Source organism: Pseudorhizobium tarimense, from assembly GCF_022968135.1.
GTDB lineage: Bacteria > Pseudomonadota > Alphaproteobacteria > Rhizobiales > Rhizobiaceae > Neorhizobium > Neorhizobium tarimense.
Window position 1 is genome coordinate 141,056 of record NZ_JALJRA010000004.1, and the last position, 26,518, is coordinate 167,573.

General features: G+C 62.7%; 23 protein-coding genes and 1 other RNA gene. 5 read left to right on the forward strand and 19 right to left on the reverse strand.

Annotated features, from left to right (window positions below):
• Positions 1-162: 162 nt before the first annotated feature.
• The 18 genes from murB to MUU54_RS06205 form a co-directional block, all read right to left on the reverse strand.
• Positions 163-1,137 (reverse strand): UDP-N-acetylmuramate dehydrogenase, encoded by a 975-nt coding sequence (murB, locus tag MUU54_RS06120; protein ID WP_247243141.1) that lies wholly within the window; start codon positions 1,135-1,137, stop codon positions 163-165.
• 2 nt (positions 1,138-1,139) lie between these two features.
• Positions 1,140-2,549, reverse strand: coding sequence for a UDP-N-acetylmuramate--L-alanine ligase (gene murC / locus MUU54_RS06125; protein WP_247243142.1), 1,410 nt, complete (start codon positions 2,547-2,549; stop codon positions 1,140-1,142).
• Positions 2,546-3,670 (reverse strand): undecaprenyldiphospho-muramoylpentapeptide beta-N-acetylglucosaminyltransferase, encoded by a 1,125-nt coding sequence (gene murG, locus MUU54_RS06130; RefSeq protein WP_247243143.1) that lies wholly within the window; start codon positions 3,668-3,670, stop codon positions 2,546-2,548. Before murG ends, murC begins: the two co-directional genes overlap by 4 nt.
• Positions 3,671-3,674: 4 nt before the next feature.
• Positions 3,675-4,829, reverse strand: a complete 1,155-nt coding sequence (gene ftsW / locus MUU54_RS06135; RefSeq protein WP_247243144.1) for a putative lipid II flippase FtsW — start codon at positions 4,827-4,829, stop codon at positions 3,675-3,677.
• Positions 4,830-4,831: 2 nt separating this feature from the next.
• The gene (murD, locus tag MUU54_RS06140; protein WP_247243145.1) at positions 4,832-6,238 is read right to left on the reverse strand and encodes a UDP-N-acetylmuramoyl-L-alanine--D-glutamate ligase; all 1,407 of its coding nucleotides are present in this window, start codon (positions 6,236-6,238) and stop codon (positions 4,832-4,834) included.
• A 4-nt stretch (positions 6,239-6,242) separates the two neighbouring features.
• Positions 6,243-7,346, reverse strand: coding sequence for a phospho-N-acetylmuramoyl-pentapeptide-transferase (gene mraY, locus MUU54_RS06145; protein WP_247243146.1), 1,104 nt, complete (start codon positions 7,344-7,346; stop codon positions 6,243-6,245).
• Between the two features lie 24 nt (positions 7,347-7,370).
• Complete coding sequence (locus tag MUU54_RS06150) at positions 7,371-8,804, reverse strand: UDP-N-acetylmuramoylalanyl-D-glutamyl-2,6-diaminopimelate--D-alanyl-D-alanine ligase (protein ID WP_247243147.1); 1,434 nt, start codon at positions 8,802-8,804, stop codon at positions 7,371-7,373.
• On the reverse strand, positions 8,801-10,261 hold the full coding sequence (locus tag MUU54_RS06155) for a UDP-N-acetylmuramoyl-L-alanyl-D-glutamate--2,6-diaminopimelate ligase (protein ID WP_247243148.1): 1,461 nt from the start codon (positions 10,259-10,261) through the stop codon (positions 8,801-8,803). The genes MUU54_RS06150 and MUU54_RS06155 overlap by 4 nt, the downstream gene beginning before the upstream one ends.
• Positions 10,262-10,326: 65 nt before the next feature.
• Complete coding sequence (locus MUU54_RS06160; protein ID WP_247243149.1) at positions 10,327-12,072, reverse strand: peptidoglycan D,D-transpeptidase FtsI family protein; 1,746 nt, start codon at positions 12,070-12,072, stop codon at positions 10,327-10,329.
• Entirely contained in the window at positions 12,072-12,542 is a 471-nt protein-coding gene (ftsL, locus tag MUU54_RS06165) for a cell division protein FtsL (protein ID WP_247243150.1), read from the reverse strand. The genes MUU54_RS06160 and ftsL overlap by 1 nt, the downstream gene beginning before the upstream one ends.
• 1 nt (position 12,543) lies before the next feature.
• On the reverse strand, positions 12,544-13,569 hold the full coding sequence (rsmH, locus tag MUU54_RS06170) for a 16S rRNA (cytosine(1402)-N(4))-methyltransferase RsmH (RefSeq protein WP_247243151.1): 1,026 nt from the start codon (positions 13,567-13,569) through the stop codon (positions 12,544-12,546).
• A gap of 14 nt (positions 13,570-13,583) precedes the next feature.
• Entirely contained in the window at positions 13,584-14,030 is a 447-nt protein-coding gene (gene mraZ, locus MUU54_RS06175) for a division/cell wall cluster transcriptional repressor MraZ (protein WP_247243152.1), read from the reverse strand.
• Positions 14,031-14,433: 403 nt separating this feature from the next.
• Positions 14,434-14,867, reverse strand: an RNA gene (gene rnpB / locus MUU54_RS06180) — RNase P RNA component class A.
• 58 nt (positions 14,868-14,925) lie between these two features.
• The gene (locus tag MUU54_RS06185; protein WP_247243153.1) at positions 14,926-16,116 is read right to left on the reverse strand and encodes an NAD(P)/FAD-dependent oxidoreductase; all 1,191 of its coding nucleotides are present in this window, start codon (positions 16,114-16,116) and stop codon (positions 14,926-14,928) included.
• A gap of 10 nt (positions 16,117-16,126) precedes the next feature.
• Positions 16,127-17,317: an FAD-dependent oxidoreductase gene (locus MUU54_RS06190; protein WP_247243154.1), complete on the reverse strand. Its 1,191-nt coding sequence runs from the start codon at positions 17,315-17,317 to the stop codon at positions 16,127-16,129.
• Positions 17,318-17,407: 90 nt separating this feature from the next.
• Positions 17,408-17,950: a lytic transglycosylase domain-containing protein gene (locus MUU54_RS06195; RefSeq protein ID WP_247243155.1), complete on the reverse strand. Its 543-nt coding sequence runs from the start codon at positions 17,948-17,950 to the stop codon at positions 17,408-17,410.
• Positions 17,951-18,189: 239 nt separating this feature from the next.
• On the reverse strand, positions 18,190-18,957 hold the full coding sequence (locus tag MUU54_RS06200; protein WP_247243156.1) for an N-acetylmuramoyl-L-alanine amidase: 768 nt from the start codon (positions 18,955-18,957) through the stop codon (positions 18,190-18,192).
• Positions 18,954-19,694 carry a J domain-containing protein gene (locus MUU54_RS06205; protein WP_247243157.1) on the reverse strand — a complete coding sequence of 247 codons (741 nt, stop codon included), beginning with the start codon at positions 19,692-19,694 and terminating at the stop codon, positions 18,954-18,956. Before MUU54_RS06205 ends, MUU54_RS06200 begins: the two co-directional genes overlap by 4 nt.
• A gap of 388 nt (positions 19,695-20,082) precedes the next feature.
• Here MUU54_RS06205 and MUU54_RS06210 point away from each other — a divergent pair, with 388 nt between their 5' ends.
• From MUU54_RS06210 to MUU54_RS06220, 3 genes are all read left to right on the forward strand, one after another.
• A complete protein-coding gene (locus MUU54_RS06210) occupies positions 20,083-21,294 on the forward strand; it encodes a pyrophosphate--fructose-6-phosphate 1-phosphotransferase (RefSeq protein ID WP_247243158.1) in 1,212 nt (403 codons plus the stop codon).
• Between the two features lie 33 nt (positions 21,295-21,327).
• Positions 21,328-21,963: a hypothetical protein gene (locus tag MUU54_RS06215; RefSeq protein WP_247243159.1), complete on the forward strand. Its 636-nt coding sequence runs from the start codon at positions 21,328-21,330 to the stop codon at positions 21,961-21,963.
• Positions 21,964-22,058: 95 nt separating this feature from the next.
• Positions 22,059-23,084: a lytic transglycosylase domain-containing protein gene (locus MUU54_RS06220; protein ID WP_247243160.1), complete on the forward strand. Its 1,026-nt coding sequence runs from the start codon at positions 22,059-22,061 to the stop codon at positions 23,082-23,084.
• A gap of 19 nt (positions 23,085-23,103) precedes the next feature.
• Here MUU54_RS06220 and MUU54_RS06225 read toward each other — a convergent pair whose 3' ends face one another.
• Complete coding sequence (locus MUU54_RS06225; RefSeq protein ID WP_247243161.1) at positions 23,104-24,450, reverse strand: serine hydrolase domain-containing protein; 1,347 nt, start codon at positions 24,448-24,450, stop codon at positions 23,104-23,106.
• 138 nt (positions 24,451-24,588) lie between these two features.
• On the opposite strand from MUU54_RS06225, the gene MUU54_RS06230 reads away from it, so the two are divergent.
• Both MUU54_RS06230 and MUU54_RS06235 read left to right on the forward strand, forming a co-directional pair.
• Entirely contained in the window at positions 24,589-25,839 is a 1,251-nt protein-coding gene (locus MUU54_RS06230; RefSeq protein ID WP_247243162.1) for a BtaA family protein, read from the forward strand.
• Complete coding sequence (locus tag MUU54_RS06235; protein ID WP_247243163.1) at positions 25,836-26,504, forward strand: class I SAM-dependent methyltransferase; 669 nt, start codon at positions 25,836-25,838, stop codon at positions 26,502-26,504. The genes MUU54_RS06230 and MUU54_RS06235 overlap by 4 nt, the downstream gene beginning before the upstream one ends.
• The last annotated feature ends 14 nt before the right edge of the window (positions 26,505-26,518 follow it).

Below are 26,518 nucleotides of genomic sequence, written 5' to 3' on the forward strand. Positions count from 1 at the left end.
CCATACTGGCGGCATATGGTTAATGAACCGTTTACTTTCGTTAACCAGGCCGGATTCGTGTAAGAAATTCAAACGTCCAGCAGGCTTCGTCGCGGCTGAATCAAAGCAATAAAGAAGGCCGCCAACCCGTTGGGATGGCGGCCTTTTTGCTCAAAGTCATCTTCATTCCGTCGTCACCCCGTGGAACGGACGAACCTCACGACCGGGCATGAAGATGCCGAGGCGCTTGATCTCCCACTGGAGCTCGATTCCCGAGCTTTCAAAGACTCGCTGCCGCACCATCTCGCCGAGATATTCGAGGTCGTAGCCGCTGGCATGGCCGGTGTTGATCATGAAGTTGCAGTGAAGCGACGACATCTGCGCACCGCCGCAGACGAGCCCGCGGCATCCCGCTTCGTCGATCAGCTTCCAGGCGGAATGCCCTTCCGGGTTCTTGAACGTCGAGCCTCCGGTCTTCTCCTTGACCGGCTGGACGGATTCCCGGTGCTGACGCACGGCATCCATCTCCTGACGGATCTTCGCCCGCTCGTCGGAGTAGCCCTCGAAGATCGCGTGGGTGAAGATCAGGTCGGCAGGTGCGCTGGAATAGCGGTAGCTGTAGCCCATATCGGCCTTGCTCAAGACGTGCCGGTTGCCGCTGCGGTCGACCGCGTGCACCTCGACGACGCGGTCGACGGTTTCGGTCCCGTTGGCGCCGGCATTCATGCGAAGGGCGCCGCCGATGGAGCCAGGGATGCCGTAGTAGAAGGCAAAGCCGCCAATGCCATTGTCCATGGCCATGGCCGCGACATGCTTGTCAGGGCAGATCGCGCCGGCCTGGATGCGGTTCTCGCCGACAAGATCGACCTGACCAAAGCCCTTGGCGGAAAGCCGCAGAACAACGCCCGGAATACCCCCGTCGCGCACCAGAAGGTTGGAACCGACGCCCACCACCGTCAGCGGCACGTCTTCCGGCAGGATCTTGAGGAAGGTGGTGAGGTCATCGAGATCGTGGGGTTGGAACATCAGCTCCGCCAGCCCGCCGGCCTGGAACCATGTGACCCGGTCCATCGGTGCATCAGGCGTCAGCCGACCGCGTATGTCCTTGACGCCCTCACCCAGCGACGCCAGCAATCTTTCCCCGTTCACCTGTTTCATGCCTACTGTCCCGAAATGCTTTCCAGTTCCCGCGGCAGCGCTGCTGCCCACTGGGTTATATTGCCAGCCCCCAGAAGAACCACAAAATCGCCCGGCTTCGCAATGCCGGCGACGATCGGCGCCAGATCGGACTGCGCGGCGATAATGCGCGCATCACGGTGGCCACCAGCGCGGATCTGGGCGACGAGAGCCTCCGAGTTTGCGCCCCCGATCGGCTCTTCACCAGCCGCATAGACCGGCGCCAGAAGAATGCTGTCGGCGTCGTTGAAGCAGGTGGCAAAGTCGTTAAACAGGCTGGAGAGCCGCGTATATCGGTGCGGCTGGTGGACGGCGATGATGCGCCCCGAGCACGCTTCGCGCGCGGCCTTTAGAACCGCCTTGATCTCTACCGGATGGTGGCCGTAATCGTCAAAGACGGAGACGCCGTTCCAGGTTCCGGTGAGCGTGAAGCGCCGCTTGACGCCACCGAAGGCGGCGAGACCCTTGCGGATATCCTCTTCGGATATCCCGAGCCGGTTGGCGACGGCGATCGCAGCCGTGGCATTGGAGATGTTGTGGCGGCCCGGCATCGGCAGCGCCAGGTCCTTGAACGTGAATACGCGTCCGGTGCGCCGGCGGCGGATCTCGACGTCGAAGATCGACTTGGTGCCTTCCATGTGGATATTGGAGAAGCGCGCATCCGCCTGCGGGTTTTCACCATAGGTGACGATCTTGCGATCCTCGATCTTGCCGACGAGCGCCTGCACTTCCGGATGATCGATGCAGAGCACACCGAACCCGTAGAAGGGCACGTTCTCGACGAATTGGCGAAATGCCGCGCGAACCGCATCGAAGCTGCCGTAGTGATCGAGATGCTCCGGATCGATATTGGTGACCACCGCAACGTCGGCCGGCAGTTTCAGGAAGGTGCCATCCGACTCGTCGGCCTCGACGACCATCCACTTGCCCTCGCCCATGCGCGCATTGGTGCCGTAGGCGTTGATGATGCCGCCGTTGATGACGGTCGGATCGAGGCCGCCGGCGTCCAGCAGCGTCGCGACCATGGATGTGGTCGTCGTCTTGCCGTGCGTGCCGCCGATGGCGATCGCATTGCGGAAGCGCATCAGTTCGGCAAGCATCTCGGCGCGCCGCACGATGGGGAGCGAACGTTCACGCGCCGTCATCAGCTCCGGATTGTCCTTCTTAATGGCGGTCGAGACGACCACCACTTCCGCATCGCCAAGGTTCTCCGCCGTGTGCCCGACAAAGACCGGAATGCCCTTGTCGCGCAGGCGCTGAACGTTGGCGCCATCCGCCTGGTCCGAGCCCTGCACCCGATGCCCGAGATTGTGCAGCACTTCGGCAATGCCGCTCATGCCGATCCCGCCGATGCCGATGAAATGAACGAGCCCGATGGCCTTCGGCATCTTCATGGATGCTCTCCTTTATATTGCTGTACCGTCTGACGGGCGGACATAGAGACAACAAGGTCCGCGAGCAAGGCTGCAGCGTCCGGATGACCGGCCCGCCTGGCGGCTTGCGCCATTGATTGGAGACGTTCCGGCTCGTTCATCGCGGCGGAAATCATCTGTGCCAGACGCTCCGGCGACAGCTCCGCCTGCGGGACGACCTCAGCACCACCCCTGGCGACGAGCGCCGCAGCGTTCGCAGCCTGGTCGTGGTCCAGCGCATGGGGATAGGGAACCAGGATCGCCGGGCGTCCGATGACCGCAATTTCCGAAACCGTCGAGGCGCCGGAGCGGCAGATCACCAGATGCGCATCCGCCAGCCGCTCGGCCATGTCGCCGAAGAAGGACGAAACGTCTGCCGGGATATCCAGTACGTGATAGGCTTTGGTCACCGAGGCGGCATCGTCCGACCGCGCCTGCTGCGTGACGGTCAACCTTGCGCGCTGTGCCGGCTCAAGGAGGGCCACGGCCGCCGGAATGGCCTTGGAGAAGAACTGCGCGCCCTGGCTGCCACCGAACACGAGAAGCCGGAAGTCCTGGCTTTCCGTCGAGGGGCGGTAAACGGTCTTCGCCGCCTCCAGCACAGCTGGGCGCACCGGGTTACCTGTCGTGACCGTCTTCTGGCCGTGCGCACCGGTGCCCTCGGGCAGGAAGCCGCCGGCAATTGCCTGGACGCGCGAAGCGAGCGCCTTGTTGGCGCGGCCCATGACGGCATTCTGCTCGTGGATGAGAGACGGAATGCCCATCGACGTGGCCGCAAGCAGCGGCGGCACCGTCGGATAGCCGCCGAAGCCGACGACGGCGATTGGTTTCAGCCGCCCGATCAGGTGGCGCGCCTTGCGCAGGCCGCTCCACAGCGTCCAGCCGGTGCGCAGGAGCGCGATCGGGTTCTTGGAGGCAAAGGTCGCAGACGGCACGACGTGGATCTCATCAGCCGGAAATTTGCCGGCGAAGCGTTCTGCGCGGCGGTCTGTGACGAGGTGGACGGAATAGCCGCGCGAACGCAGCTCGTGGCCCAGCGCTTCCGCCGGAAACAAATGTCCACCGGTTCCACCGGCTGCAAGCAGGATGATGCCTTTGCTCATGATGCTACTCCGCCGGAACGCCGGACGCGACCCGGAACAGGCTGCGCTCCTGCGCACGCTTTTCCGGGCGATGACGAGTAAGTGCCAAGATGAAGCCGGCAGTGACGGCGATTGCGATCATAGAGGAGCCACCGTAGGAAATCAGCGGCAGTGTCATGCCCTTCGCGGGCAGCAGCTCGAGATTGACGCCGACATTGATCATCGACTGGATGCCGATCTGCAGCACCAGGCCCGCAACCGCGAAACGCGCAAAATCGTTGCGTTCCTTGAAGGCGTGGTTGAGGCCGCGCAGCACAATGAAGGCGAAGATCATCACCAGCAGCATGCAGAACAGGATCCCGAATTCTTCCGCCGCGACCGAGAAGATGAAATCGGTATGGCTGTCCGGGATGATGCGCTTGACGATCCCCTCGCCCGGCCCTTGGCCGAACCAGTCACCACGGATGATTGCTTCGCGCGCCGTATCCACCTGGAAGGTATCGCCCTCGCCGGTGAGAAATCGGTCGATACGGCCGGCCACGTGCGGCAGCATGTAATAGGCGGTGACGAACCCGCCGGCGCCCAGCGCGCCCAGCACGAGGATCCAAAGCCACGGCATGCCAGCCATGAAGAACATGCCGCCCCAGACGACCGAGGTTAGGATCGTCTGGCCAAGGTCGGGCTGCGCCACGAGCAGCGCGCCGACGATGCCGAACAGGATGATGGCGAACAGGTTGCCGGGAATTTCCGGCTGGCGCGCGTGCTCGGCAAACAGCCAGGCGCAAACGACAACAAAGGCGGGCTTCATGAACTCAGACGGCTGGATGGAAAAGCTACCGATCGAAACCCAGCGCCGCGATCCCTTCACTTCAACGCCGAAGAAGAGCGCAATCACCATCATCAGGAGCGAAACGGTCAGGAGAATCACTGCCGTGCGCCTGACCTGCCGCGGCGTCAAGAATGAGAGCCCGATCATCACCATCAGCGAGGGGGCGATGAAGACCGCATGGCGCTGCACGAAGTGGAAGCTATCGAGACCCAGCCGCTCGGCAACCGGTGGCGAGGCGGCAAACGACAGCATGAAACCGATGCCCATCAGCAGGATGAAGCCCGCCAGAAAGAAGCGGTCGATCGTCCAGAACCAGTCTGCCAGCGGTCCACGGTCAGCGCGGCTTACCATAGTCAGCTCTCCTTGTTCGTCCCGATCAGCATGGTGATACCGTCGAGCGCAGCGACATGGCCCACGAACGCATCGCCGCGGACCTCGAAGTTCTTGTATTGATCGAAGCTCGCGCAGGCTGGCGACAGCATGACCGCTGCAGCTTCACCGGCCGCGGCAGCATCCGTTCCGGCACGCGCGACCGCCTGCTCCAGCGTCCCCGAAATCTCGTAGGGGACCGCCTCTCCCAGGGTTGCGGCAAACTGAGGTGCTGCCTCTCCGATCAGATAGGCCTTGGCAATACGCGGGAAGAGTGGCGCGAGGCTTGCGATGCCGCCTTCCTTGGGAAGGCCGCCGGCAATCCAGTAGATCCGGTCGTAGCTCGACAAGGCCGGTGCCGCGGCATCCGCATTGGTTGCCTTCGAGTCATTGACGAAGACCACCTGCCCGCGCCGTCCGACCGGCTGCATCCTGTGCTTCAGTCCCGGAAAGGATCGCAGGCCTTCGCGGATATCATCTGCGATGACGCCGACGGCGAGGCAGGCGGCGATCGCCGCAGTCGCATTTTGGGCGTTGTGGCTGCCCTTCAGCGTGTCGATGCCACCGAGATCGACGAAGAGCGCGCTCGTCCCGCCGTTGGCGGCATAGATCCGGCTGCCTTCGGCATAGATGCCGTCAGCCACGACATTCCGCTTGGATATCCGCCGGACCGCCACCCCTGCCCGTTCAATCCGGTCGGCGATCAGCGCAGAGAAGGTGTCGTCGACGCCAACGATGGCGGTCTGGCTTCCCGCGACCAGCCGTTCCTTGATCTCGGCATAGTGCTGCATCGTGCCGTGACGGTCGAGATGATCGGGGGTGAGATTGAGGAGGATGCCGGCGGCCGGATCAAGCGTCGGCGCGAGATCGATCTGATAGGACGAGCATTCGACGACGTAATAGCGGTCGCCCTTCGGTGGATCGAGCGTCAGCACGGCCGTCCCGATGTTGCCGCCGAGCTGCGTGTCCCGGCCGCTAGCCTTGAGGATATGAGCGATCAGCGCCGTGGTCGTCGACTTGCCGTTGGTGCCGGTGATCGCTATGAACGGGCAATCAGGCGCATGAGCGCGACGCTCGCGCACGAAGAGTTCGATGTCGCCGATGATCTCGACGCCTGCGGCGCGGGCCAGATCGACCGTCCAATGCGGCTTCGGATGCGTCAGCGGAACGCCGGGCGACAGCACAAACGCGGCCTGCCCCGCCCATTCGATGCCGCGCAGGTCGGCGGTCTTCACACCCGCCGCTTCGGCCTTGGCGACACTGTCGGGGTTGTCGTCCCACGCCGTCACTTCCGCGCCGCCGGCAACCAGCGCCTGCGCCGTCGCAAGGCCCGAACCGCCGAGTCCGAAGAGCGCGATCTTCTTTCCGACAAATGTGGTGACCGGGATCATCGGCTCACCGCAGCTTGAGGGTAGAGAGACCGAGCAGCGCCAGCCCGACCGCAATGATCCAGAAGCGGATCACGACCTGGCTTTCGGTCCAGCCGAGCTTCTCGAAATGGTGGTGGATCGGCGCCATGAGGAAGACGCGCCGGCCGGTCATCTTGAAAAAGCCGACCTGGATGATGACCGACAGCGTCTCCATGACGAAGAGCCCGCCGATGATCACCATGACGATCTCGTGCTTCGTCGCCACGGCAACCGACCCAATGAGACCCCCGAGTGCCAGCGAACCGGTATCGCCCATGAAGATGGCCGCCGGCGGCGCGTTGAACCAGAGGAAGCCAAGGCCTGCGCCGATCACTGCTCCAAGGATGACGGCGAGCTCCCCCGTGCCGGGCACGAAGTTGATCTGCAGATAGTTGGCGAAGACGCCGTTGCCGGCGAGATAGGCGATGACCCCGAAGGAGGCGGCCGCGATCATCACGGGCACGATGGCCAGACCATCCAGCCCGTCCGTCAGGTTCACCGCATTGCCCGCACCGACGATGACGAAGGCGCCGAAGAACACGAAGAAGATGCCGAGATCAATGAAGAAGTCCTTGAAGAAGGGAAAGGCAATCGACGAGCCGAGGGTCGGATTGGTGGACTGGCCTGTGGCGAGCGCAATCCGCATCATGAAGAAGACGGCGATCGCCGCGATCAGGAACTCGATCCCGAGGCGCGCCTTGCCGGAAAAGCCCTTGTCCGTCTGCTTCGTCACCTTCAGGTAGTCGTCGTAGAAGCCGATGGCGCCAAAACCGAGTGTGACCAGCAGGGTGGCGACGACATAGACGTTCGAGAGGTCAGCCCAAAGCAGCGATCCGCCGATGATACCGGTGAGAATCATCAGCCCTCCCATCGTGGGCGTTCCAGCTTTCTTGAAATGCGTCTGTGGCCCGTCGGCGCGGATCGGCTGTCCCTTGCCCTGGCGCACGCGCAGGGACGAGATCATCTGCGGCCCGAACAGGAAGACGATGAGGGCCGAGGTGAACAGTGCTGCACCGGTGCGGAAAGTGATGTACCGGAAGAGATTGAAGAATTGGAACGAGCCCGCCAGTTCCACAAGCCAAATGAGCATTCATGGCCCTTTCTAGAAGCCGTATTAGTGTTGGCGGTCCGTGTCGGGAACTACCGGGTAATTGTCAATAAGGGCCGTGATGATCTTGCCGAAGCCGATCCCGAGCGACGATTTCACCATCACCACATCGCCCGGCAGTACGGAGCGGATCACGAAAGGCGTGAGGTCGTCGGTCGTCGCCCGATATTCCACCTGCACGCTCTCCGGCAGCGCATCGCGCAGTGCCGCCATCTCCGGCCCGGCGAGCCAGACATGCTCAATGCCGGCGGCCAGCAGCGGCCCCGCCAGCTCCTCGTGAAGCTTCTGTGAAAACTCACCCATCTCCAGCATGTCGCCGAGGATCGCGATTCGCCTTCCCGACGCTTCCGGCTCGGCGGCGGCAAGCAGCGCGATTGCCGCCCGCATCGAGGCGGGATTGGCGTTGTAGCTCTCATCGATCAGCGTCAGGAAACCTTCGCCAATGCCGAGGCGATGCTGTTCTCCCCGGCCCTTGACCGAACGAAGATCGGCGAGAGCCTGCGCTGCCTTGTCAAGATCCGCACCGACGAGAAGGCAGGCACCGAGCGCAGCCATCGCGTTCTCCGCGATATGGCGACCGGGCGAGCCGATGTGGACCTCCACCGTTTCTCCGCTTAAGGTTGCCCAGATGGTGGAGCTGTGCCCGTCACCCTCGAAATCTGCGAGACGGAAATCGGCTTTCGCGTGCTGGCCGAAGCTGTAGATCCGTTCGACGCCAACTTCCTGGGCACGTTCTTCCAGAAACGCGAAGTGCTTGTTGTCCCGGTTGAGGATGGCGGCACCGCCCGGCTCCACGCCCTCGAAGATCTCCGCCTTGGCAGCAGCAATTTCCTCGATGCTGTTGAAGTGGCCAAGATGGGCTGCCGCAATCGTCGTGATGATCGCCACATGCGGGCGCACCATCTTCACCAGCGGGCGGATCTCATTCGGGTGGTTCATGCCGATCTCGAAGACGCCGAACTGCGTGTCGGCCGGCATGCGGGCAAGCGTCAGCGGCACGCCCCAGTGGTTGTTGAAAGATGCAACCGCCGCATGCACTTTCCCAGATGAAGCTAGGACGTGGCGCAGCATCTCCTTGGTGGTAGTCTTGCCGACCGAACCGGTGACGGCGATGATCTGCGCCCGGCTCCGCTCGCGCGACGCCTCCGCCAGTCGTCCCAGTGCCGCGAGCACGTCGTCCACGACGATCATCGGGACGGTCAGGCGTCCCATTGCCGGCAGCTTCGCCTCGCTGACGACGATCAGCGACGCTCCGTTGGCCACTGCGATGCTGGCGAAGTCGTGCCCATCGACGCGGTCGCCCTTGATGGCGAAGAAAGCCTCCCCTGCCCTGATCGAACGGCTGTCGATGGAGATGCCGGTGATACCCTCGGGAGGCGTCCCGACGGGACGCCCCACCATCACGGAAACCATCATCTCGGTGGTCCATAGCCAGCTCAAGATCCCGCCTCCTCCAGTGCCTTTCGTACTTCCACGTGATCGGAGAAGGGCAAGACGCGATCGCCGATCGTCTGCCCTTCCTCATGCCCCTTTCCCGCGACGATTAACGTATCGCCCGAGTTCAGTATTCCAACCGCATGGCGAATGGCCTCGGCGCGGTCTCCGATTTCCATGGCACCCGGCGCTGCCGCCATGATCTCCGATCGGATAACTTCAGGTACTTCCGAGCGTGGATTGTCGTCCGTGACGATCACCACATCAGCGAACCGCGTTGCGATATCACCCATGATCGGCCGCTTACCCTTGTCGCGGTCGCCCCCGCAGCCGAACACGACGACGACACGACCTGTGGTGAAGGGCCGCACGGAAGCAAGCACGTTCTGCAAAGCATCCGGCTTATGCGCATAATCGACATAGGCCAGAGCGCCCTGCTTCGTCTGGCCGACCAGTTCCAGACGACCGGCTGCTCCCTGAAGCTTTTCAAGTGCAGCCATCGCAACGGCTGCCGGCGTTCCCGTCGAGATGGCGAGGCCCGCCGCCACCAGCGCATTGGCCACCTGGAAGTCGCCGGCCAGCGGGATGTCGACCTCGAAGATCTCGTCGCCGACATGGATTTCTGCCATCTGCTTATGGCGGAAGTGCTCGACGCGCTTGAGGCTGAGGTAATCCCCCCGGCGGCCGACTGTCTTCACGTCGAGACCAGATGCCTTCGCAACCCGGATAGCCTCCGCCGACCATTCGTCATCCGAGAAGGTGACAGCCGGCGCCCCTTTTGGCAGGAGCGAATCGAAAAGCCGCATCTTGGCGGCCATGTAGCGTTCCACCGTCGGGTGATAGTCCATATGGTCGCGACCGAGATTGGTGAAGCCAGCCGCCGCCAGCCGCACACCGTCGAGGCGAGACTGGTCGAGCCCATGACTGGACGCTTCCATCGCGGCATGTGTCACGCCTTCGGCGGCGAGTTCCGCCAGAAGCGCATGCAGCGCAACCGGATCCGGCGTTGTCAGCGAGCCGTACTCATTGCGCGTCGGAGACACGACGCCGGTCGTGCCAATCTGCGCGGCCGCCATGCCGGCATGAGCCCAGATTTGGCGCGTGAAGGAGGCAACGGAGGTCTTTCCGGCAGTTCCGGTGACCGCCACCATGGTCTGAGGCTGGGCGCCGTGGAACCGCGCTGCGGCAAGCGCGAGGAAGCGGCGAGGATTGGAAACGACGAGAACCGGGATCTGCGCCTCGACAGGTGCACCGGCCACGGCAGCAAGAGCGCCCTTGTTGGCCGCATCCGCAACGAACTGCGCGCCGTCTGCCTTGGTTCCGGCCATGGCGGCAAACAGCATGCCCGGCGCTGCCTTACGGCTATTGGACGTCAGACCAGCGATCTCTATGTCACCCGTCGGTCCGGCAAGGGTATTGTTGATCTCCGGGAAGTCGTTCCCCGCAAGCTCTCGCAATTTCATCGGCGGCACTTTCTTATCCGAGCGGATCTCAGATTCCGCGAATCGTCCGCCCGATTAGTTCTTGTTCAATAAGACACCAGCAGGGCAGACCCGTCATCGCCGAATTTCGGCTTTACACCGAGAATGGCTGCGGAGCGGCTGATGATGTCATGCGCCATCGGTGCGGCCGAGTTGCCGGCAAGGGCGGCACCATTGCCCTTGTCCGTCTTCGGCTCGTCGATGAACGTCAGCACTACATATTGCGGATCGTCGATCGGGAAAGCCGCAAGGAATGCATTGAAGTTCTTGTCGTGGACATAGCGGCCATTGACGACCTTGTCGGCCGTGCCGGTCTTGCCGCCGACGTTGAAGCCTTCGACACGGGCGTTCTTGCCGGAGCCCTTGACGCCGTTCCAGTGGAACAGGAAGCGCATGGAATCACTGGTCGAGGGCTTCAGCACCTGCTTGGCCACCTGATCGGCTTCTTCGCGCGTCCGCGGCAGGAAGGTCGGCTCGATCAGCTTTCCCCCATTGACGAGAGCCGCGCCCGCGACAGCCGTCTGCAACGGCGTCGTTGCTACGCCGTGGCCGAAGGAGATGGTGATCGAATTGATCTTCTTCCACTCGCGTGGTTGGCTCGGCTGGGCCACCTCTGGGAGCTCGGTGTCCATCTTGGTCAACAGGCCGAGCTTGGTCAGGAACTCCTTGTGCCCCTGGATACCGACCACGTCCGCCATCTTGGCGGTGCCGATGTTTGAGGAATACTGGAACACTTCAGGCACGGTCAGGAAGCGACCCTTCCCGTGGAAGTCCTTGATGGTGAAGCCGCCGATGCGGATAGGATAGCGCGCATCGAAGCTGTCATTCATGTTGACCTTGCCGGAATCGAGCGCCATGGCAAGGGTGAAGGACTTGAAGGTCGAGCCCATCTCGAACGTGCCGTTCGACATGCGGTTGAGCCAGCCTTCCTCGGCACCGGCGGCGGGATTATTAGGGTCGTAGTCGGGTGCAGACGCCATGCCCAGCACCTCGCCCGTGTGCACGTCGAGGACGACGGCACCGGCACCGATCGCGCGGAACTTGTCGATGGCGGAGTAGATCACTTCGCGCACGATCGACTGTACCCGAAGATCTATGGACAGCTTGACCGGCTCGAGCGGCTGGTCGGACGTCATGCCGACGGCTGCGAGATCTGCAAGCCCTTGGCCGTCCACGAAGCGTTCCATGCCGGCAACGCCGCGGTTGTCGATGTTGACGTGGCCAACCACGTGGGCTGCGGTCGCACCACCCGGATAGAACCGGCGCTTTTCGGGACGGAAACCAATGCCGGGAATACCGAGCGCCAGGATCTGGCTCTGCTGCTTCGGCGTCAGCTGGCGGCGCAACCACTGGAAATGGGACTTCGACGTCAATCGTCCATAGACGCTCTTGGCATCCAGATCCGGCAGCACCGTTGCGAGCTTCTCGATCACCTCGTCGGCGTCGACGATCTTATGGGGTTCGGCATAGAGCGAGACGGTGCGGATGTCGGTTGCGAGAACCTCTCCATTACGGTCCAGCAGATCCGGACGCGAAGCAAGAAGCCGATCCGCTGGCATGATGCTCGACGTCGTCTCCGGTTGCGCCATCCCGTATTGCACAAGACGGCCGCCGATGACGCAGAAGACGGCGGCGAACCCGACCATCAGGAGGCCGACCCGGTTGCGCGCCTGCGAGGTCTTGCGCTTAGCAGAGCCCTCAAAGGCGTTGCTGCGCACGCCGCGGCTGCCGCGCGTGCCGGCGGAAAGGTGTGCCCGGCTTTTCAACACCATGATGCGGGACAGAAATGACATCAGCGCTTCACCGATCCGGTTGAGATAATGTCCACAGGGAAGCCGCCGCGCGGGATCGGGACCGGTATCGCGGAGGCAGGCGCCCTATTGCGCGCCTCGTCGACGCCCTTGATGGCAGCCGCCACATTGCCGCCGGCGCTGGCGATCAGATCCTCGATGGTGGTTTCCGGCATCGGCAGCTGCGAGCGGGGCATCGGCAGCTCCACCGGCATCGCAAGCTGGGTCGGTGCGGTTGGCACGAGCTGCAGCTCGGACTGGTAGACATTTGTCAGCCGCTCCAGCCGACTCGGCTGCGTCAGAAGCGCCCAGTCGGCCTTCAGCAGGTCGATCGTGTCCTTCTCCAGGCGGATCTCGGTTTCGAGCCGCCGAACCTCCTGCAGCTTATCGTCGGCGCGATGCTTAATCGAATACGTCACCACCGCTGCGGCGGTCATCACACCGATCAAGACAAGATCGAAGCTTCTGAGCATGTTAGGCTCCCATCTTCGCGAGTGCTGTAAGGTCTGGCAGGTCGAAGATGGCGGCATCGGCTGCACCGGCCGGTGCGTCCGTGCGACGCCCCGCACGAAGCTTAGCAGAACGCGCCCGCGGATTGACGTCCGCCTCCGCCTCGCTGGCCGAAACCATGCCCCTACCGGTCGGCTCGAAGATCGCCGCCTTTTCGGCAACCATCGGCATGTGGCGCGAGCCGGAGGCCTTGCCGGAGCGATCCGCGAAGAACTTCTTCACGATCCGGTCCTCGAGCGAGTGGAAGGTGACGACGACCAGACGACCGCCGGGCTTCAAGGCCCGTTCGGCGGCAAAAAGCGCCTGGGCCAGTTCGCTCAACTCGTCATTGACGAAGATCCGCAGCGCCTGGAACACCCGCGTCGCCGGATGGATCTTGTCCTTCGCCTTGCGCGGGTTTACGCTCTCGATGAGGTTGGCGAGGTCGCGGGTGGTGGTGAAGGGTTCGGTCGCACGACGCTTCTCGATCGCCCGCGCAATGCGTCCGGCATGTTTCTCTTCGCCAAGGAAACCGAAGATGCGGATCAGGTCACTCACCTTGGCACGATTGACGACATCGGCCGCCGAAACCCCGGCAGCCGACATGCGCATGTCGAGCGGACCGTTTTTCTGGAAGGAGAAGCCGCGCTCCGCCTCGTCGATCTGCATGGACGATACACCGATGTCGAGCACCACAGCATCGAGGCCCTCGGCCGGAGCATGGGCATCAAGATCAGAAAATTGGGAGTGAATCAGCGTAAGGCGCCCACTGCTAGACGCGACCAGTTCCTGCCCGGCAGCTACTGCCGTCGGATCCCGGTCAAGCGCGATGACGGAAGCACCGGTCTCGAGAATAGCTGACGTATAGCCGCCGGCACCAAACGTGCCGTCGAGGATCACCTGGCCGGGCTGAGGCTCCAGCGCCGCAAGCACCTCGGACAGAAGAACCGGAATGTGGCGAACAGGTCCGCCTTCGGCCTCGGTTTGCCCTCCGCCAATGCTCGCCGCCATTCCAATCCCCCGTCTCAAGCGGGGCGCGATGAAAAACGCGCCTCCCTCGCCGCCGCCTGCGCATCCTGAAACGCCTGCGGCTGCCAAAGCTGAAAATGATCCGAGCGCCCGACGAAGGTGACTTCCGTGCCGATTCCCGTGAAGTCGCGGATGAAATCCGTGACCATCAGCCGGCCCTCCGCATCGAGCCTCATGAAGACCCCGCCACCGTGAACCAGCAGCGACATCCTGTTCGCTTCCGGCGAAAACGGATCGACGGAGGCGATCTGCCGTTCGTAACGATCGAGCAGATCCGGACCGCCGACGCTGATCGCCGGATAGACAAAATCCTGGAGACAATAAAGCTCCTGGATTCCCCGCTCCACCAGAACGGACCGGAAGCCTGCAGGCACAGAAACGCGACTCTTGGCATCGATCCGATTGGTGGCATTCGACAGGAAACGGTTCGTTACGCCTGACATCCGCCCCGCTGCTCCTCAGGGCGACAACACGCCCCTGATACACGACTGAACCAGACAAGGCTTCGCCCACCAAACGGATGAACATCCGTTCGCTGCAGCGACCGAAACTTGATGATTGGCGGGCTTTCATTTGCCCTTGAACAGTACGTGAATGGGATAGCATGGGACCATATGGGCGTCAATGGGAAGAGGCCCCGCAGCAAGGCCGCAACAGCATTTATTTATGAGCTGTTAAATTTAACAAAGGGTTAGTGCGGGTCGCCGAGAAGGAGGTTCGGAAGTAGCGGCGAAGCGAAGTCAAACTTCCATTAAGCTACTGAACCACTATAAGTTTCGGGGATTCGACGAGCGCCAACGGGCCGCATAAGCGGCCGTTTGAATCTCGGATAAATGAAAGGAAAGAAGAGCCAGTTGGCCTGTAAGCCGGGTTCTGTATGGCCCCGGTGCAAGCACCGGAACGTGGCAGCCATTCATCTGGGACGATGCTTACACATCGCCTCGCGCAACCCACCCGGATGACTGGCCCGGAAACAGGCTGTAGCGCCGCAAGCGGCACCCGCGTCATCCCTATTCGGTCTTGCTCCCGGTGGGGTTTACCTTGCCGTTCCTATTGCCAGGACCGCGGTGGGCTCTTACCCCACCCTTTCACCCTTACCCCGCCACCTCTCCTGCTCGACGACAGAGCAGGACAGCAGGCGGGGCGGTTTGCTTTCTGTGGCACTTTCCCTGGGGTCGCCCCCGCCGGACGTTATCCGGCACCGTGTTTCCGTGGAGCCCGGACTTTCCTCACCTCACCGCCTTTCGGCATTGGTGAAGCGCGGCTGCCCGGCCAACTGGCAGGCGTGAGATAGTCGACTTCACCTGCAAACGCCAGCGGAAACCGCGCTTGCCCCGGTCAGACGAAGCGCGCTTCGAAGTCAGCGGCATAGCTATCGTCGCGTACCGCCCCATGCAGGAGCAGCTCGGCACCGAGCCGCCCTATCTCGTCGGAGCTCTTGGCGGCCGCGCCGCAACCGCCGGAGAGCACGCCGATGCGGCTCGATTCGGACATGGAGATCGCGGGATAGCCGGTCGGGGTGAAGGATGTGACGCAGGCGGCCATGGACGCGCGAGAAAGATCGAGCCGCGGCATCAGGCGCTCCATCACCTGCGTCAGGTGTCGGTGTGTGCTCTCTCGGCCACCGCTGCGGAACCAGCTACGGATATCGGATTCCCGCTCCAGCAGGACATCATCCGGATCACCGCCGATCTTCAGGTAGATCCGGTCATCCGGATAGCGCACCGGCGGCAAGAGGTAGATGCCGTCCACCTCCTCATTCCATTTCCAAATCAGCGACGGCACCGCCCCCCATTCGGCCATCGCGCTCTCGTCCACCTCGTAGAAGGCGACGGTCCGGGCATAGACGCTGAGGTCCAGCCGACGCGGCAACAGGGCGTCGTTGATCGAAAAGCCGCCTGCGGCCACCAGCACCCTGTCCGCCGGGTATTCTCCTCCTTCGGTGGTCGTGACAACGACGTGGCCGTCTTCGTCTCGAACGGAGCTGACGGTCTCGCGAATGAACGAGCAGCCCTGGCGCTCCGCCAGTACGGTCTGCGCTTCGACCAGCCGGCGCGGGTTGACGTGTCCGGCATTCTTCGATTCCCACACGCCTTCGCTGCCCTGCGGGAAGGCGAAGCAGGCAAAGCGTCGCGAGAGCTCGCCGTCGCTTAAGATCTCAGTCGCGACGCCGAGACGGTCTGCAGCCTCCAGGACATTGCCGACATAGGAAGGCGCCGCCGTCCTCTGTGGCCCGACCAGAAGGCAGCCGGCCTCGGTGTAGAATTCGATGCCGCTCTCTGTCGCGATCTGGCCGTAGCGGGCGATCGACTGGTTGGCGAGCCGCGCCCAGACCGGATCCGGATCGATTGTGCGGGTGATGCGGGCCTCGTCGTAGTGGCTGGCAAAGACGCCGTGGTGGCTGGTCTTGTCTTGGGGTTCTTGCGGCCCGATGAGCGCCACCCCGTCCGTCCACTGCGACAGATGCCGGGCCGCGGCCGCCCCCATCATGCCGGCGCCGATGATGATGTACTTGAAGTGCCTGGTCATGAAAAAAGCCTCACTGAAAAATCGGTGTCATGGCGCTGCCGAAATCTGCTTCGCCGAGGCCGCCCTCCCGCATCAGCAGCGCCCCCAGCCGCCCGAGTTCGTCGGAGGACTTTGCTGCCACAAAGTTCCCGCCCGTCAGAACCGCAACCTTCGAGGACGGCAGGAATCCTGCATAGGGATGCGCCGTTGGCGTGAAGGTCGCAACGCAGGGGGCCGACGTCGTGCGGCAACCGGAAAGCTCTGGCATCAACTGCAGGGCGGTCTCCGTGAGCCGGCGCGCTTCGGCAGGATCGCCCGAGCTTCGGAACCAGGTACGGACGTCGTCGAGCGAGCCCAAGCTGCCGCTTTCGATATCGCCGCCGAGCTTGAGATAGACCTTGCTGTCTGGATAACGTAGCGGCGGCAGGATGTAGACGTGGTCCTCTTCCCGCTCCGTGAAGACGATGGTCGACGGCATGGTGCCGAAGCGCTCGAGCCTTGCCTCGTCGAGCTCGAAGAAGACCACGGTGCGCGGCGCGGCCCTGAAGTCGAGCGGGCGGGGAAGGAGGTTGTGGAAATTCGAGAAGGCGCCTGTGGCGATCAATACTCGCTGCGCCTGGTAAACCACTCCGTCGGCAGTGTCTACCTGCACCTGCCTGCCCTCTTCCCGAACCGCCGTCACCACGGCGTCGATGCACCGGGTCCCCTGCTCGGCAGCAATTGCTTTTTGAGCACGGACCAGTGCTCGCGGGTTGATGTGACCAGCGTCGGTATCCTCGTAGTAGCCGAAGAGGTGCAAGGGAAATGCAAATTGGGGGAAGCGCGACGCGAGCTTTGGTGCCCCGAGCCGTTCGACGGCAAGCCCAGTGGCTTTGGCAACATCGGCGGCGCGACGAAGGTAGTCGGCGTCTGATTGCGGCTCAGGACCGGCAAACAGACATCCGGCTTCGGTATAGAAGCGAATGCCGCTTCGCGTCTCAATGTCCCCGTAGCGTTCGATGGAGCGGGCGGCGAAGCTTGCCCAGAGCGGGTCGGCGTCAAATCGGCGGGTGATCCGCGCCTCGTCATAGTGGCTGGCGAATACGCCCTGATGCGTGTGGTAGTCGGGAGGCTCCCCCTGCCCGATCAGCGCGATGCCATCAGCATGTTCGGAGAGATGACGTGCGGCAGCGGCACCCATCATGCCGCCGCCGATGACGATATACCTGAAATGCTCTGCCATGCCCTGCCGATAATCCCGAAGCCCGCTTCCCGACCGGAGTTCTAACCGGTTCGGGCTGCGGATGGCCAGCGGCAAAGCGGCGCAGAGGGATCAGGTTTCCAGAAGAGCGAGCACCTTGCCGCAATAGCGCTTGGAGACGGGGTTCATGCGCTTGGCGCCATGGCCGGCATTGTACTTCAGGATCGTGCCGCAGGTCTTGCCGCCGCCCAGTTCATGGGCTGCACCGAGATACTTCATGCCGAACTCGATGTTCGTTTCCGGATTGTAGAGCTGATTGACGCTGCCCTTGTAGCCCATCATCCGGGCGGTCGCCGGCTTGATCTGCATCAGGCCGATCTCGCCTGCCGCTCCCTTGGCCTTTGGGTTAAAGTTGCTTTCGACTTTGACGACGGCATGGGCCAGTTCGACGGGAACGCCGTATTCCTTGGCGTATTTGGTGATGATCTTCGAATAGGGATTAGTCGACTGCATGGCCGCAGCGAGCGTGCTCTTGGGCGAGGCATAACCAGGCTTGGTGACCTTGGATTGCAGCGCAACAGTCTTCGTCTTTGCCTTCTCCTCGGAAAACGCAGCCTGAGGAACAGCGGTAAGCATGACGACACATGCTGCAGCAGCAACAATTGCTCTTTTCATTTTCGAAAAAACTCTCCGGACGAGAGGTCTCATCTGGCCAAGCGCCAGCCCCTGCGCACCACGCCATGCCAGCGTTGCGGCAGTGGGTAAGACCCACGGTTCATTGATGTTTTGCAGCCCCCCCGTCCTTCGGTGGCGGCCACGTCGATGGAGGTGGTTTTAAACGGGGCAATGAGGAAATGATGTGGCAGGGTTGTTTTTTTGTCCCGCGGCGGCGGAACAAAACCTCTACCCGCGCATTAGGCGGGGTTGAACTTTGGCAACGAGACGATCAGCCGGTGGAGCGTATCGATGGTCGAGATATCGGCGATCCCGTCGATCCGCTGCTGGCGGAAATGGCGCTGGAAAGCTTCGATCACGCCCTTCGTTCGGTCACAGAAAATGCCATTCACTTCAATGGCATAGCCATAGATGGACAGCATCGACTGAAGTGCTTCGATCGGCTGCCCGCTCTCGCCTCGCTGGAAGAACCGGCCGCTACCGATCGGCGTCGGCTCCACCCAGTGCCCGACCCCTGCGGCGTGCAGTTTTGCCCAGGGGAAATTTTCACCGGGATCGACCTTCCGGATCGGCGCCACATCCGAGTGTCCCAGCACCCTCTCGGCCGGAATCACCCACCGCGAGCCGCATTGGCGACACAATTGCGCGACGGCATCGAGTTGTGCATCGGGGAAAGTCGGCAGTCCGCTGGGATGTCCGGCATTGGCAATCTCGATACCGATGGAGGCGGAGTTGATATCGCTCTCCCCCGCCCAGCAGCTCTTGCCGGCGTGCCAGGCGCGCGCGCCTTCGGGCACCAGCTGCACGACGCGCCCGTCCTCGTGAACGAAGTAATGGCTGGACACCTGGCTTTCCGGATTGCAGAGCCACGCAAGCGCCTGCTCGTGATCCGGCATGCCCGTATAGTGGAGAACGATCATATCGGGCGCGCGGTCACCCACGCGAGGCCCGAAGTTCGGAGAGGGTCTTACTATTGCGCCGGGATAATCGGCGGCAAAGTTATTCATGCAGCGCGGCGCTCTTTCTCGATCGCGGCATAAGCCGCGTTGAGCGCTGCCATACGTTCATTGGCCGCCGCATGCAATGCCGCAGGCACGCCGCGGGCGATCAGTCGGTCAGGATGATGTTCCGAGACAAGACGGCGATAGGTCTTGCGGATTTCGGAAAACTCATCCTCCGGCGATACGCCGAGCACGAGATAGGGATCCCTGCCCTCTAGATGCACATGACGGGCGAGGATGCGGCGGAAGTGTTCTTCGTCGATCTTGAAGATCTCGGCGATCCGCGACAGGAACGCCAGTTCCTTCTCGTGCATCAGGCCGTCGGCCTTGGCGATGTGGAAGAGCCCGTCGATGACGTTCTCGAGCATCGGGCAGTTCTCGTTGCCGCTGCCGCACAGGCCGGCGAGCTTCGTCGCATAGGCCTCGTAGCCAGCAATATCCTGGCGGGCGAGGTTGTAGAGCCGCGCGACATTTCGGGCTTCCTCGTCCGGAAAATCGAAGATCTGCCGGAAAGCATCAACTTCCTTCTCCGTCACCAAACCATCCGCCTTCGCCATCTTGGCGGAAAGCGCAATTATGGCGACTGAAAAGGACACTTGGCGGCGTGTTTCGGGTTCGCCTTCGAAGACGGTTCGGATCGCCTCAACCACGCGGCCAAGTACGCTATCAGCGGCATCGCCGATCGCGTTGAGCAGCCGGTCCCAAAGGGAGGAAATCTGGAAGCAGTTAAAATCAAAGATCATGACGCAAATGACCAGATAAATGGGTTGCACGCAAGGAGCCTCAGTATCCTGAAAAGGTTAAACTATGTTCATCTTTTCCGAACAACGACCCCAACTTCTCGCCGCCGCTGCGGTTCCGGAGAACTTGTTTTTCACCTTGCACAGCCCCATCGGAAGCCGGCAAGGAGAAAGGAGACGATGCATCATCGGTCTTACGCGAGTTTTTCCACAGACGGATCTCTTTCGGGACCTTCACTTGAAACGATTAGATCGACCCTCGCAGAGGCCGGTGCGCCGCAGGCGCTGGAAATGCCCGTTTTTCTTACAAAAAAATCCGCTTTACACCTGACCGCCGCTGCTCCACATCCTACCCTCACATTTGACGCGGGTGGCGCTGAAGGAGGGACAGATGGCGAAACAGAAGGTGGCGATGCTGACGGCCGGTGGATTGGCCCCATGTCTTTCATCCGCTGTCGGCGGGTTGATCGAGCGCTACACCGATCTCGCGCCCGAGTTCGAACTCGTCGCCTATCGGTCCGGTTACCAGGGTCTTCTGAAGGCAGATCGGATCGAGATCACTCCCGACATCCGCGCCGGCGCCCACCTTCTGCACCGCTATGGCGGCTCTCCCATTGGCAACAGCCGCGTGAAGCTCACCAACACGGCCGATTGCGTCAAGCGCGGCCTCGTTAAGGAAGGCGAAAACCCGCTCCAGGTTGCGGCAGACCGGCTTGCCGAAGACGGGATCACCATCCTCCACACGATCGGCGGCGACGACACCAATACGACAGCGGCCGATCTTGCCGCCTATCTCGGCGCCAATGGTTATGATTTGACCGTGGTCGGGCTGCCGAAGACCGTCGACAATGATATCGTGCCGATCCGCCAGTCGCTTGGCGCCTGGACTGCCGCTGAAGTCGGCGCCCACTTCTTCGACCACGTCAGCAACGAACAGAGTGCTGCGCCACGGACCCTCGTGATCCACGAGGTGATGGGGCGCCACTGCGGCTGGCTGACGGCCGCGACGGCTCGCAAGTACATTCAGCGCACCCAGCACAACGAATATTGCGAAGGCCTGATGATGAACACGTCGATGAAGAACATCGACGGTCTGTACCTGCCCGAGATGGCATTCGACCTTGAAAAGGAGGCGGAGCGCCTTCGTCAAGTAATGGACGAGCGCGGCTATGTGACCTTGTTCGTCTCCGAAGGCGCATGCCTTGACGCTATCGTCGCCGAGCGGGAGGCGTCTGGCGAGGAGGTCAAGCGTGACGCCTTCGGCCATGTGAAGATCGATACAATCAATGTCGGTAACTGGTTCCAGAAGCATTTCGCGGCCCGGCTGAATGCGGAGCGCTCGATGGTGCAGAAGTCCGGCTACTTCGCCCGGTCCGCTCCGGCCAATCCCGGCGATCTACGCCTGATCCAGAGCATGGTCGACCTTGCCGTCGACAGCGCCCTCGACAAGGCGTCTGGCGTCACCGGCCACGACGAGGATCAAGGCGGGCGCCTGCGAACGATCGAATTTCCGAGAATAAAGGGTGGCAAACATTTCGATCTGTCGGCAGAATGGTTCGGCGAGGTGATGGACTTCATCGGCCAGCCTTTCCAGGCAGCCTGATAGGGTCCGGAACGCGAGGAAGAGGAGGAAGCGATGACGGTCGAAACCTGGACAGCCTTCTGCGCTGCCTCGATCCTCGTCACCGCTCTGCCCAGCCCGCTCGCCAGCCTGGTCGCCCGCTACGCCACCCAGCGGGGCCGTCATACGGCTTTCGTCACCGTGCCCGCCATCGCCCTGGGCCTCGGCGTTGCGCTGACAGTCGCAGTGCTGCTGCTGCTCGCCATCGCCTGGGCCGCACCTTCGCTTCTCGAGCCCCTCTCCTGGCTCGGGCTCGCCTACCTGATGCTGTACGCTCTTTGGTCCTTTCAGGAGCCCTCCATCCGCTGTCAGGTCGCGGATAATGACAATCTGCCGGAACAGCGGGCGGTGAGGATCTTCGGTCGGCTTGTGGCCTCCTGTCTTAGCGACCTGCGCTACGTCGCGGTTCTCGGGGCGCTTCTTGCGCAATTCCCATTGCCGGTCCTCAAGGCTCCGGCGATCCTGCTTGAGATGCAGGCCGCATTCGTGTTGCTGGCCGCGGTCGGAGCGTTGAAGCACGTCGCCTTCCCGCAGCGAACCCTGCGCCGGTCGCGTCACGGCATCCGGTCGCGTCCAGCCTCGCACAAGATGGGGACGCGATTCATAGCGCGACGCGCCGTGACCGCGGGGTATCGCCGCATTGCGGCCTGAGCCCGGCTTGCCCGGCTCAAGGCGATAGGTTAATGAGATTCCAGTCTTAAGGCGTTTGGGCGGCTGGAAATCGATAAGATCATGAGGGCAACCCAATGGCGATGAACCGGTTCTTGAGCCGCACGGCACTCGTGTCGTTGGCCTTTACTTCGGCGCTGGCAGGTTGTTCGAGCGTGGAGCCGGCCGCAAAGAAGACAGCGCGGCTGCAGCAGGCTCCTGGAACGACCGAGCAAGCAGCCGTGGTGGACGGCGCAGCTTCTGAAGGTGCCTCCGCCGCGAACGCAACTGTTCTTGCCGCAGCCCCCGCCGAGACAACAGGCACGAGCGCCATGACGCTCACGAAGACCGGCCGCATCCAGTTGGCCATTCCCGATACCACTTCGGTCGCCGTGGCGCAGAATGCCGCGATGGCCCTTCCCGAGATGGCGCCTCAGGTCGCCTACGCGACGACCGATCCGGTCTCGGCAACGCGCGCTGCTGCGGCCATCACATCCGTGACGGAGCCTGCCCCAGTCGATGGGGAAACCGAAACCGCAAGCATTCCAACTGCTCAGCTTCGGGCAGAGGCGCTCGCGCCGGACGAAGACGAACTGACGCCCGACATGCAGGCCCTGCAATCTGTCATCCCCATTCCGCGCCCGGACCTGAAGGCGATGGCCTACGCAACTCCGGAGGCGCCGGCCGCCGTGGCGACCCTTCAGTCGGTTGATACGCGCAACCAGTTCCCGCCGGCCCCGGGGGATCCGCTTCCCGCGACCGCCGCGGAGGCTCCCGCGGACCTCGCGAAGCTCATCAAGCGCTATGCCGGTCTTTATGGCGTCCCCGAATCGCTCGTGCACCGGGTGGTCCACCGCGAAAGCCGCTACAACCCGAAGGCCTATCACAAGAACGGCTACTGGGGTCTCATGCAGATCAAGTATGCCACCGCGAAGTCGATGGGATATGACGGTCCGCCCGAAGGCCTGCTCGACGCGGAAACCAACCTGAAATACGCGATCAAGTATCTTCGCGGCGCCTGGCTGGTTGCCGATAACAGCAATGACAATGCGATCCGGCTTTATGCACGCGGCTACTATTACGACGCCAAGCGCAAGGGAATGTTGCACGTACTGCAGCAGTAGCCTCGCCCACCATCTCTAACTATTTGCTGAGTTCGACGATCCGGCGCACCAGCGGCGTTACGTCGTATCCGTCGCGGCGCGGCGTGAGGCCCAGCCTGACGACCGCAAGGTCGAGCGATGGAATGACTGCGATCGTCTGACCGTCATGTCCCTGCAGGAAGAAGGTGTCGGCCGGCAGGTCGGCTTCGTCCTCGCCGGGCAGCCATGTCTGCATCTTTGAATACCGCCCCCCTGACGTCCCGTTCGGTTCAGCCATTAGGCCGACAAAGCCCTCCGGCAAGATGCGAGTGCCGTCCCACACCCCGTCCCGAAGCAACAGGAGCGCGAACCGGGCCCAGTCCCTGCCGGTCGCGTACATGTAGGAGCTCCCGACGAACGTCCCTGCCGCATCAGTCTCAAGGACGGCGCTTCGCATGCCGAGCGGCCGGAAGAGTGCGTGATTCGGGTAGCGCAAAGCGACCATCTGATCGGCGAATGCGTTCATCCAGATGCGCGACAGAAGCACGGCGCTGCCGGAGGAGTAGCTGAAGCTGGTCCCGGGCCCGGTCACGAGCGGCGCGGCGGCGGCGAAGGCCGCCATATCGGGTTCGAGATAGAGCATCTGCGTGACATCCGTCACCGAGCCGTAGTTCTCGTTGAACGAGAGGCCATCCTCCATGGAGAGCAGATCGGCAAGCGTGATGTCCTCCCGGGGATCGCCCGACCATTGCGGCAGAAGTGCCCGCTGGTCGGGCTCCAGGCGTCCCTCGCGCATCAAGGTACCGATGATGGCAGCATTCACCGTCTTCGTCATCGACCAGCCGAGGAGCGGCGTGTCTGCAGAAAACCCCTCGCCATAGCGCTCGCCGATGATGCGTCCGTCACGGACGACGAGCACCGCTCGCATGGCCGATCCGGTGAAAGCGGCATCTGAAAGAACCGCTGCAACGGCCTGATCCGACTCAACGATGTCACCGTTCGGCCAAAAGGCATCTGGCCCACCGCCGGACGCTTGGCCTAGCGCAGAAGGAGCAGGGACCGCCGACACGTGTTCCGGTACCGCAGCACATCCGAGCCCCTCGCGATAAACAGCCTCATTGGACGCAATGAAGCCCAGCAGCGCCGCCCTCACCCGCTTCTCGTCACGATCGACCTCCACCTTCATCAGCTTGAGCAGCGGATGGCCCGGAGCCTGCACGTCGACGGTAAGCACCTCCTCGGGATCGCGTCCGGCGAGGAACACGTTTGAGCAGACGATCTTGGCGGTATAGCCGGCCCCGACCCGCAGCAAGGCCGGCGATGCAAAGTAGAGCCAAAGAAAACTGCCGATCAGGCAGAGGACGAGCACGGCGGCGAGGATCTTAAAAATTCGGGGGAGATAGGACATGGAGGCTTCCTGTTGTGCCGCAATGCAAGCAGCAAACCTCCGCTGAGGAAAGCCCCTCCAAGGTTTGCGCACAGGCCACGTCATCAATCTGTAGCATCGCCGGTCTAAATGGCCGCAAACCACGGCGGGAGATTGATTATGGCGGATGTTGCTCACCACCCAGGCGGCTATCTCGGCAATCGCAAGCTGAAGGACGCGCTGCTGCAGCACAAGGCGCTGTCGCGCAAGGGCCTGTCTGAACGGTTGTTCGGCCTACTTTTCTCCGGCCTCGTCTACCCGCAGATCTGGGAGGATGCCGATGTCGACATGCAGGCGATGGAGCTCGGTCCGGATCACAGCATCGTCACGATCGGCTCGGGCGGTTGCAACATGCTCGCCTATCTCAGCCGCGCCCCGAAATCCATCGACGTGGTCGACCTCAACCCGCACCACATCGCGCTCAACCGGCTGAAGCTCGCGGCCGTCCGCCACCTGCCGACGCATCTCGATGTCGTGCGCTTGTTCGGTATGGAAGCGGTCGAAAGCAACAGCTCGAGCTACGACACGTTCATCTCGGGCAACCTCGATCGGGCCACCCGCGCCTATTGGGAAGGCCGCCGGATGAACGGCCGCCGCCGGATCGAGGTGCTGAACGACAACATCTATCGCACCGGCCTGTTGGGCCGCTTCATCGGCGCGGGACACCTGCTCGCCCGCCTGCACGGTGTCGAGCTGACCCAGTTCGTCAAGGCACGCTCTCTGCGCGAGCAGCGGCAGTTTTTCGATACTGAGATCGCGCCTCTGTTCGACAAGCCGCTGATCCGCTTCATCACCGGCCGCAAGAGCTCGCTCTTCGGTCTTGGCATTCCCCCGCAGCAGTACGACGAATTGGCCCGCGATGCAGCCGGCAACTCCATCGCTCCAGTCCTGCGCCAGCGCTTGGAAAAGCTCGCCTGCCATTTCCCGCTGCGAGACAACCATTTCGCCTGGCAGGCCTTTGCGCGCCGCTATCCGCGACCGCATGAAGGCAGCCTTCCGACCTATCTTCGTCCGGAGAATTACCTGACGATCCGGGACAACGTGGAGCGCGTTACGGTTCACCACGCCAGCTTCACCGAGCTGCTCAGGTCGAAACCCGCCGCCTCGGTCGATCGCTATGTCCTACTCGACGCACAAGACTGGATGACCGATGAGCAGCTGAATGAGCTGTGGTCGGAGATCGACCGAACGGCAGCCCCCGGGGGACGTGTGATCTTCCGCACCGCCGCCGAGGAGAGCGTCGTCGAAGGGCGGGTGAGCCAGCACCTCCTGCGCCGCTGGAACTACCTGGCGAACCGGTCGACCGAGCTGAACCTGCGCGATCGCTCAGCGATCTACGGCGGCTTCCATATTTACGAGCTGCGAGCATGACGGAGATCCAGACGGCGGAGCCGCAGGAGATCCCGCACGCCGAACGCATGGATCGCATGTATCGCTATCAGCGGCACATCTACGACCTGACACGGAAATACTACCTCCTTGGCCGCGACCGGGCGATCGCCGATCTTCAGGTTCCGCAGGGCGGCCGACTGCTGGAAGTCGGCTGCGGCACAGGCCGTAATCTTCTGGTGGCGCACCGGCTCTACCCCACCGCAGGGCTCTATGGCCTCGACATCTCCGCCGAGATGCTAACGAGCGCGCGCCGCCACTTTGAGGGCAAGGCGCAGCAGCCGGTTCTCGTGCGCGCCGATGCCACCACCTTCCACGCGGGCGACTTCGGCATCGACGGGTTCGACCGCGTAATGATCTCCTACGCGCTGTCGATGATCCCGGATTGGGAGAAGGCGATCGATGCCGCACTGGCTTCGCTGGCGCCCGGCGGCTCTCTGCACGTGGTTGATTTCGGCCAGCAGGAGCATTTGCCCCGTTGGTTCCGGTCTACGCTGCAGGCCTGGCTGCAGCGCTTCCACGTGACGCCGCGCGCACTGCTGCAAGAGGCACTGGAGGACAGGCTGGAGCAAGCCGACGCGGATATGATCTTCGAAGAGATCGGCCGCGGATATGCTTGGCACGCCATCCTGCGCAAGCGCAGCTGAGGTCAGGCGCTTGC